We start from the raw sequence: 8,123 nt of genomic DNA, 5'->3' as shown, positions 1-8,123 counted from the left end.
GGAAGAATCAAAGCTTTTCCCTCGGCCCGATTGCCGATTCCAAAGGGTTAAGTCTGTGGTGATTTCGGCATTCCAGTGGCCGGTTTCCCCGCCGGTTGGAGACATGATAACCAATTCTCCTTGAGCGGTACGCTCCAGCTTCAGGTCAGGATTGGCGGCACAAAGCCGAATAAAATCTGCTCGGCTCAGGGTTGTCAGGGGGGATAGATTCAGAGTCAGAGCAACCATGGCAGGCGTTTGGACACTCCTAAACCATTCTTAGAATGAGTCTAATGGGACCTCAGGATTTGCCCTCTGCTCTTAACCAAGCCACATCTTAACTGGGGTGAGGGGCGGGTTTGGTCAGGCCGATCACCTGAGTGTATGCACCGCGGGCCTGGGTTACACCAATGGTGTGCTCAGCTTTTTCGATCATGGGGCGGCGTAAACTGACCACCAAAAACTGCGCCTGACGAGATTGCTGCCAGATCATATTGGCCAATTTTTCCACATTGGCCCCGTCCAAAAACATATCTACTTCATCAAAGGCGTAAAAGCTGGAAGGGCGGAATCGCTGCAGAGCAAAAATAAAGCTGAGGGCTGTCAAGGATTTTTCTCCTCCCGACATGGCGCTGAGACGGCGCACCGGCTTACCTTTGGGGTGGGCCACCAAGGTTAGACCGCCTGCGAAGGGATCCTCTGGGTTTTCCAATTCCAAATGACCATCCCCATCGGAAAGTTGGGCAAAGATGGTTTGAAAATGGCCGTTGACGGCATGAAAGGCATCCAAGAAGGCTTGCCGACGCAGGGTGGAAAAGTTCTCGATGCGCAGCAACAACTCGGTGCGCTCTTGGTGCAGGGTTTCCAGTTTGGCGCTGAGATCCCGCAGGCGAGCTTGGGTCTGTTCGTATTCGGCAATGGCCAGCATGTTTACCGGCTCCAGGGATCGCAATTGCTCTTCGATTTTGCGTTTTTGCCGCTGCAGCTCGTCTAAGGTCAGGGTGGCGGGCAAGTCGGGCAGCGGATCCGGCAGCTCTTGAACCACCGCTTGCAGTTGGGTTTGCAGTTGGGCCAGCAGAGCCTCTTTTTCCTGTTGTTGGGTGAGGGCGTTGTAGCGTTCCCACTCCAGGCGTTGGATCTGCTGTTGTTGAGCCCGCAGTTGAAATTCCTGCCGATCTCGCTCTTGGCGCAGGTGGGAAAGTCGGGCCTCGATCTGGCTCATCTGTTGCCGTTGCTCGGCAAGGTGTTGCTGGATTTGGCCAAGGGTGGCTTGGGCTTGGACGATTTGCTCCTGCAGATAGGCTTGGCGCTGTTCGCTCTCTTGCAGGCGCTCCTGGTGGTGCTGGATTTGGGCCTGTTTCAGGTGTTGTTGGCCGGAGTTCTCCTGCTGTTGCCGCTCCAGTTGGGTCAGTTGCTGCTGCAGCTCTGCCAAGCGACTTTCTTGCTGCTGCACCGCCTGCTGCAGTTGCTGCCAATGCTGGTTCACCGGGGATCCCTCCAGTTGGCTGAGCTTGAGGGTGAGATCGGCCAGGCGCTGTTGCAAGGGATCCCAACGCAGTTGAATCTGGTCGAGCCGCTGCTGGGCTTGTTGGCTTTCGGCTTGCAGTTGCGCCAGGGATCCCTGCAGGTGTTGCAGGCGGGCCTGTTGCTTTTGGCAGTCGGCTTGGTGCCGCTCCAGATATTGCTGGGCTTGCAGGGCGTCTTGGCGAGCCAGGAGCAGGGCTTGGGCCAGTTGTTTTTCGCGGGCTTGGGCTGCTTGTAGGCGCAGGGTGAGGGCGGCCAGCAGTTCCTCCAGCTCGGCCAAGCGGGAGCGCAAGGCGGCCTCCTCGGAAGGTTCGCCGGCAGAAAAGTGGATCCCAGCTCGCTGGGGGGCGCTGCCGCCGGTCATGGCGCCCGAAGTTTCCAACAGCTCCCCTTCCAGAGTAACCATGCGGTGCTTGCCGATGTGGGGCTGGGCCAGCTCTAGGCTTTGGAAAACCAGGGTGGAGCCGAACACAAAGCCGAACACATCCCGGTAGCGCTCTTCAAAACGCACCAAACGAATGGCGTAGTCGATCAGGCCGTCCAATTTCAGGGGGCTGGGGGGGCGGGTGGGCTGGAGCTTATTCAAGGGCAAAAAGGTGGCGCGTCCGGCTTTTTCCCGTTTCAAAAAGTTGACGGCGCTCACGGCCACGGTGTCATCCTCCACCACCACAAAGTGCAGCCGGTTGCCTGCTGCAACCTCCAGGGCCAGTTGATACTGGGGATCCACCTGCCCCAACTGGGCCACCAACCCCAAAACCCCCGGCAGACGGGCACTCAGGATGGCTTGGGTCGCTCGGGATCCCTGGGATTCTTGCAACACTTGGCGGCGGGTTTCCCATTTGTCCAGTTGCCGCTGCTTGGCGTGCAGCTCGGCGGCCAGGCGTTCGTGGGTGGCGCGATCCAACTCCAGGCCGGCCTGCAGTTGGGCCAGCTCTTGGGCCAAAGTTTGAACCTGAGCTTCCGACTGTCGGCAAGTGTGTTCCAGCTCGGCGGTGAGGGCCAGGTGGGATCCCAGCCACGCCTCGATCTGGGCAATCTCCGCCTGGATCTCTTGGCTTTGTCGTTCCAGTTGCCGTTGTCGCTCTTGCAGGCGAATTTGCTCCTGTTGGAGAGGCTCCTGTTCAGCGCGGAGTTCCTCAATGTGGCGGGTGAGGTAGCGCTGCTGTTTCACCCAGGCATCGGCGGATTGGGCTAGGGCGCGCAGCTGTTCGCGGCTCTGTTCCAAGCTAATTTGGGCTTTCTGAACCTGGGCCTGCAGGGATCCCTGGGCTTGGGCCAGTTGCTCCTGTTGGCTGTGCAGGTGTTCCAGCTCCGCCTGCAGATGCTGCTGTTGGGCTTGGCACTCCTGATGTAGGCGCTGCGCTTGCTGGATCTCCTCCTGCCAGGCTGCGATCTGTCGGCTGACCTGTTGCCGTTGTGTTTCGGCGGCGGCAATCTGGGCTTGCAGGTGCAGGTATTCCTCCTCTCCAAGAGCATGGATGCGGCTTTGCAACTCGGTCAGGGCGGCTTCGGCCTGTTGCAAATGATCGTTCAAGGTCCGCACCTGAGCAGTGGCCTGCTCCTGAGTTTCCAGAAACCGCTGAATGGCCGCCTGGGTTTCTTCCACTTGGGCCTGCAAATGCCGCCAAAGCAACACCTGTTGCTGCTGCTCCAGCGTTTGCAACTGCAGCCGCAGTTGCTGATGGTGTTGGGCCTTTTCGCTCTCTTTGAGCAGCCGCTCTCCTTGAGCTTGCCATTCCTGTTCGATGAGCCGAAAGCGCTCAATTTGTTCCCGTACCGCCTCCAGCTTGCTGTTGGCCTGGGCGATCTTGCGGTCGAAGGTGGCCACCCCCGCCAATTCGTCGATGATCTGCCGCCGTTCCTTGGGGTGCATGGAAATGATACTGGTGACATCCCCTTGTAAAACAACGTTGTAGCCGTTGGGGTAGATGTGCATCGCCTCCAGTTGTTCGTGCAGCTCGCTCAGGGTACAGGGCACATCGTTGATGTAGAAAGTGCTGGTGTAGGGGAGAGAATCCGTCCCGCTATCGCGGGCGAGCTCCTCAGCCTTTCCGGGCTTGACCCGCAGCCGGCGACTGACTTTCCATTCCCTGGGCTGACCATCTTCTCCCGGCCCCAGCTCAAAGGTGACAGAAACATGGGTTTCCACCTGCCGATTGCCGTTGAGGCTGCCGGAATGCACCAGATCCAAAAGCCTCTCTGCCCGCATCCCCCGCGAGGACGATAAACCCAGCGCAAACAGGATCCCATCCAGGATGTTGGACTTGCCGGAGCCATTGGGGCCGGAAATGACCGTGAACCCCGGCAACAGGGGTATCGAGGTTGTGCTACCAAAGGACTTAAATCGGGTCAGCTCAATCCGCTTGACGTACATGACACCCCATATCTAGCGTGACCACCGGCAGATGATGGCAACAGGCTAGCATGGGTAGCAAAAACCTGTGCAGCTCAAGTTTCTTAGGACGGCTTGGCATCTGAGTCTGCACCTGTTGAGTCTACATCTGTGCCGACGAGCAGATCGGCCTTTTGTAAAAGACGATGCACCTCTGCCCTCAGCTCCGGCCATCGGTAGGTCAGCAGGTTTGCCTTGGAGATGAACAGCAGCCGGTAGCCGGGTTTCAGGTTTGGGCACAGGGGGCGCAAGATTTCTCGCAACTGGCGGCGCAGCCGATTCCGCTTTACGGCAGATTTGCTCACCTTTCTGCCGATCACCAGTCCCACTTGGCTAGGGATCCCTTCGCACCCCACCGGCATCGGCTGAAACAGCAGGGTCAAGCCTGCACCGGAACGACGTTGGCCCCCCTGGTAGAGCGCCTGAAAAGCTCGTCGATCCCGCAATCGATGAGGAGCCGGCAACATTGGGCACCGAGGAGAGTCTGCCCCAGAAGTCAGCGAGTTTTGGGCTGCAACGCTCCAAAAAACCAAGACAAATCAAATCTCTGACCAAAGGGCTTAGGAAACCGCCAGGCGATAACGCCCCTTGGCCCGCCGTCGCCGCAAGACCTGACGCCCAGTTGCCGTTCGCATTCTGGCCCGAAACCCAGAAACCCGAATGCGTCTGCGATTGGTGCCACGAAGGGTACGCTGAGTCATGGTGAGAAGCCAACTTATGAATCCAAGATCATTTGCCAGAGCTGACCAGACTGCCATTCAGCCTGCTGGCAACTGATCACAGGTGGTTAATCTTAGCAGACTCAATGGAAAATTGCTAGATTGGCCACCCCGCGCCGAGCAGTTAAATTGGGAATCCCGAAGCTCCTGTCGAGGAAGCCGCCGCTGTTTCCTCTGGGCTTCTGCTGTGTCGCTCTGAGTGTGTGGTGTGGATATTTCCCTGGATCAGCTCTGGGATGAAGCCCTGTGTCATCTGCAGGTGCAGCTCAGCCGCCCAACCTTCGAGGCTTGGATCAAAACGGCGCGGGCTGAATCGTTGGTGGACAACCGCCTCACCATCTGTACCCCCAGCGAATGGGCACGGGGCTGGCTGCAAAAGCACTACGCTTCCACCATCACCGAGGTGGTGCAGCGGGTAGCCGGGATCCCTTTGCAGGTGGAGTTTTCCGTTTCCCCCCACGCTTCTGTCGAGGCAGAACCCCCTTCAAGGGCGATTTCCCCAACATCGGGCAGAGCCGGCAGCTTACCTGCCTCCACCACCCTAGGACTGGAAGTCGGCGGCAGCCTGCCCATGCGGGCGCCGGATCTCAACCCCAAGTATTCCTTCTCGCGGTTTGTGGTTGGCCCCAACAACCGCATGGCTCACGCTGCAGCTCTGGCTGTGGCCGACAAGCCTGGGCGCGCCTACAACCCCCTGTTTCTCTGCGGTGGGGTGGGTCTGGGCAAAACCCACCTGATGCAGGCCATTGGCCACTACCAACTGGAGGCCAATTCACGCGCCAAGGTCTTCTACGTGTCCACCGAACGGTTTACCAACGATTTAATCGATGCCATCCGGCGAGACAGCATGCAGTCTTTCCGGGAGCACTATCGGGATGTGGATATTTTATTGGTGGATGACGTTCAATTTATCGAAGGCAAAGAGTACACCCAAGAGGAGTTTTTTCACACCTTTAATACGCTGCACGAGTCCGGCAAACAGATCGTACTGGCCGCCGACCGCTCTCCTCATCTGATCCCGCGTCTGCAGGAGCGGCTTTGTTCTCGTTTCTCCATGGGTTTGATTGCGGAAATTCAATCGCCCGATATCGAAACCCGCATGGCCATTCTCAAGAAGAAAGCCGAGTACGAGGGGATGAACCTGCCCGCCGACGTGATCGAGTACATTGCCACCACCTACACCAGCAACATCCGCGAGCTGGAAGGTGCCCTGATCCGCGCCGTCGCCTATGTTTCCATTTCTGGCTTGCCGATGAGTGTAGAGACGATTCAGCCCATCCTCAATCCCCCCAGCGAGCCGAAAGAGATCACCGCCGACATGATTACCGATGTGGTCTGTGAAGAATTCGGCATCGACCGAGACAGTTTACTGGGATCCTCCCGCAAGCGTGACATCAGCCAAGCACGGCAAATTGCCATGTTCTTGATGCGCCACTACACCAACCTCAGCCTGCCCAAAATTGGCGACTACTTTGGGGGAAAAGATCACACCACCGTCCTCTATAGCTGTGAGAAAGTCAGTCAGCTACAGCGGCAAAGTCTGCAGTTTGAACGGCAACTGCAAAAATTGGTCGAGCGCTTGCGGGTGGTTGCCAACAGCCGGAGCAGCTAGGCTTTCTGTTGTCGCTGGGCCGTCTTTGAGGTGTTGTTGCCGCGCTGTGGAGCACCTCCAGCCTTGCCCGTCTGCGTGGAGAATCCCTCGGAAAGCGGCTACAGTAGGGACGCGATGCATGGGGTTGCAGGCGGTGAGACAGTCTGGCAAAGGGCTTCCCCTGGGTATGCTGCTCCTCTGGGCTGGACTGGTGCCTGAGCGGCCGGTTTGGGCCAATTCCCAGCAAGCCCCTATTCCAGATCCGGCGCCAGCCACGCTCTCAGCCGCTTTGGATTTGGGCTTGGATAGCCAACTTTTGGAAGGCAGCCCCGTGTTGCGCCGCTGGCTGCAAAACCCGCCCCATCTCCTGGAAGAAATCCGCAACACGCCCGTCTTGCCCACCCGCTTGCAGGCCGGCTTTGAGTCCTCTTCGCACTGGCGAATCAGCCTGCAGGATTTGCGCCTGGGAGATCGCCTCACCCTCAGCGGTGACTATCGCCAATCTTCCGAACATCCCGAAGTGCGCCAGTACGGGTCGGAGATGCGATACTTTCTGGCCCCCCTGGGATCCCGTTTTAATCTGGCGCCACAACTGGGGTATCGGGCTTTGGAACAAAAAAACCGCAGCCTCAGCGGAGTTAGCTATGGGGCTTTTGCCGTTTTGGCCTTGGCTCCCGGAGCTGCAGATTTGACCGGTAGCTACAGTTGGGTTGCCCCCCAGGAGCCGGAAGAAGGACAGGCCACCCTGGCGGAGATCACCGCTGCCTATGCCATTAGCCCTTCTTTTCGTCTTTCTGCTCGCTATAGCCTGCGCAACTCGACCCTGGATCGGGAGTTTAGCTTTGGCGTTGGGCTGGAGTGGATCCCATAGAGTGCGCCCTCACTCCTAGTCTCTCTCTTGGTGGAAGAGGGGAGCCAGGGATCGGCATGACTTGGATTGGGGTAATGGCTCCGACATCGACTCGATGGCCACTGCACAACTTAACCCGGCCAAGATCAGAGGCGCACCGCCCGCACAAAGGCCACCCAACCCAAGCTGAGATAACGCTCCAACTGCAGCCCCACCTGTTGAAGGTGCTCGCGCAACTGGGTTTCCGAGAAAAAATGAAGGCCGGTGGCTTCCAGCCATTGCTGCACCATCTGCCCCCATCCCTGTACCTGCTGGCTGTGCATCGAGACAAAGGCCCCTCCCGGTTTCAAGACGCGGGCAATTTCCCGCAAACAGGGATCCAAAGGCAATTCGTTCAAGGTGGCCCCACTGATCACCGCCCCAAAAGTTCCAGAGGCGAGGGGAAGCTGTTCAGCCCGAGCCCGCATCAGGCTATAGTGCTGCCAGTGGGGCTGCGCTTGTTGAGCGGCTTCCGCCAATACCCCTGCTGCATTGTCCAGGCCGATCACCGTCCGTTGTGGATCCTTGGCCAGGAGCAAGCGGCTCCAGTACCCCCCGGCAGTGCCCAAATCCAAGATGGGATCTTCCTCCCCCACCAGCTCGGCCAGCAGTTGACCCTCCCGCTCGCTGCCAAAGCTCTCCCCCGTCAGTAGCGACAGAGCCCAGGGCCGCCAGAGGCGATCGTAGCCCCAGGCGAACCCAGGCAGATGGGCAATGGCTTGGGCCGGGGTGAGATGCAAGTCCGATGAGCTGCCGATAAAATCCACAGCCCCAGAAGCGGTGATGGGGTAAATTTGGCCACAACTGGGACAATAAACCCGATCCGCCGCGGATCCCTGTTCCCGCCCTGGTGATTGGGTCAACCCTTCCCGACCGCAGCTCAGGCAGCGATAGAGGTGAACCGGCAAAGCAGAGAGCGAAGAGAGCATGCGACAGCCCAACGCAACCCAAAACTCGCGAGGAAAAGGGGGCAGCTGCCGGGATCCAGCCCCAACAACCCCCCCAGTTGTCTATCTGGCAATGGAGATG

At 58.6% G+C, this 8,123-nt stretch carries 7 protein-coding genes; 2 read left to right on the top strand and 5 right to left on the bottom strand.

The window, feature by feature from the left end:
- The 4 genes from NW843_RS04995 to rpmH form a co-directional block, all read right to left on the bottom strand.
- A partial coding sequence (locus tag NW843_RS04995; RefSeq protein ID WP_414522294.1) for a Uma2 family endonuclease occupies window positions 1-228 on the bottom strand: 228 nt, incomplete at its 3' end.
- 88 nt (window positions 229-316) lie between these two features.
- Window positions 317-3,877 (bottom strand): chromosome segregation protein SMC, encoded by a 3,561-nt coding sequence (gene smc / locus NW843_RS04990; RefSeq protein ID WP_414522293.1) that lies wholly within the window; start codon window positions 3,875-3,877, stop codon window positions 317-319.
- Window positions 3,878-3,960: 83 nt separating this feature from the next.
- Window positions 3,961-4,362: a ribonuclease P protein component gene (rnpA, locus tag NW843_RS04985; RefSeq protein ID WP_414522292.1), complete on the bottom strand. Its 402-nt coding sequence runs from the start codon at window positions 4,360-4,362 to the stop codon at window positions 3,961-3,963.
- A gap of 93 nt (window positions 4,363-4,455) precedes the next feature.
- The gene (rpmH, locus tag NW843_RS04980; protein WP_011434477.1) at window positions 4,456-4,596 is read right to left on the bottom strand and encodes a 50S ribosomal protein L34; all 141 of its coding nucleotides are present in this window, start codon (window positions 4,594-4,596) and stop codon (window positions 4,456-4,458) included.
- A 226-nt stretch (window positions 4,597-4,822) separates the two neighbouring features.
- On the opposite strand from rpmH, the gene dnaA reads away from it, so the two are divergent.
- Both dnaA and NW843_RS04970 read left to right on the top strand, forming a co-directional pair.
- The gene (dnaA, locus tag NW843_RS04975) at window positions 4,823-6,226 is read left to right on the top strand and encodes a chromosomal replication initiator protein DnaA (RefSeq protein ID WP_414382552.1); all 1,404 of its coding nucleotides are present in this window, start codon (window positions 4,823-4,825) and stop codon (window positions 6,224-6,226) included.
- 166 nt (window positions 6,227-6,392) lie between these two features.
- The gene (locus NW843_RS04970) at window positions 6,393-7,076 is read left to right on the top strand and encodes a hypothetical protein (protein ID WP_414522291.1); all 684 of its coding nucleotides are present in this window, start codon (window positions 6,393-6,395) and stop codon (window positions 7,074-7,076) included.
- Between the two features lie 125 nt (window positions 7,077-7,201).
- On the opposite strand, the gene NW843_RS04965 is transcribed toward NW843_RS04970, so the two are convergent.
- Entirely contained in the window at window positions 7,202-8,023 is an 822-nt protein-coding gene (locus NW843_RS04965; RefSeq protein ID WP_414522290.1) for a class I SAM-dependent methyltransferase, read from the bottom strand.
- Window positions 8,024-8,123 lie beyond the last annotated feature (100 nt).

The sequence above is a fragment of the Synechococcus sp. R5-12 genome (assembly GCF_047502655.1).
Taxonomy (GTDB): Bacteria; Cyanobacteriota; Cyanobacteriia; order Thermostichales; family Thermostichaceae; genus Thermostichus.
This window is presented reverse-complemented; position numbering and strand designations above follow the sequence as displayed.

Coding starts and splice junctions, on each gene's coding strand:
- smc (WP_414522293.1), bottom strand. CDS start 3,877: ATGTACGTCAAGCGGATTGAGCTGACCCGATTTAAGTCCTTTGGTAGC.
- rnpA (WP_414522292.1), bottom strand. CDS start 4,362: ATGTTGCCGGCTCCTCATCGATTGCGGGATCGACGAGCTTTTCAGGCG.
- rpmH (WP_011434477.1), bottom strand. CDS start 4,596: ATGACTCAGCGTACCCTTCGTGGCACCAATCGCAGACGCATTCGGGTT.
- NW843_RS04970 (WP_414522291.1), top strand. CDS start 6,393: ATGCTGCTCCTCTGGGCTGGACTGGTGCCTGAGCGGCCGGTTTGGGCC.
- NW843_RS04965 (WP_414522290.1), bottom strand. CDS start 8,023: ATGCTCTCTTCGCTCTCTGCTTTGCCGGTTCACCTCTATCGCTGCCTG.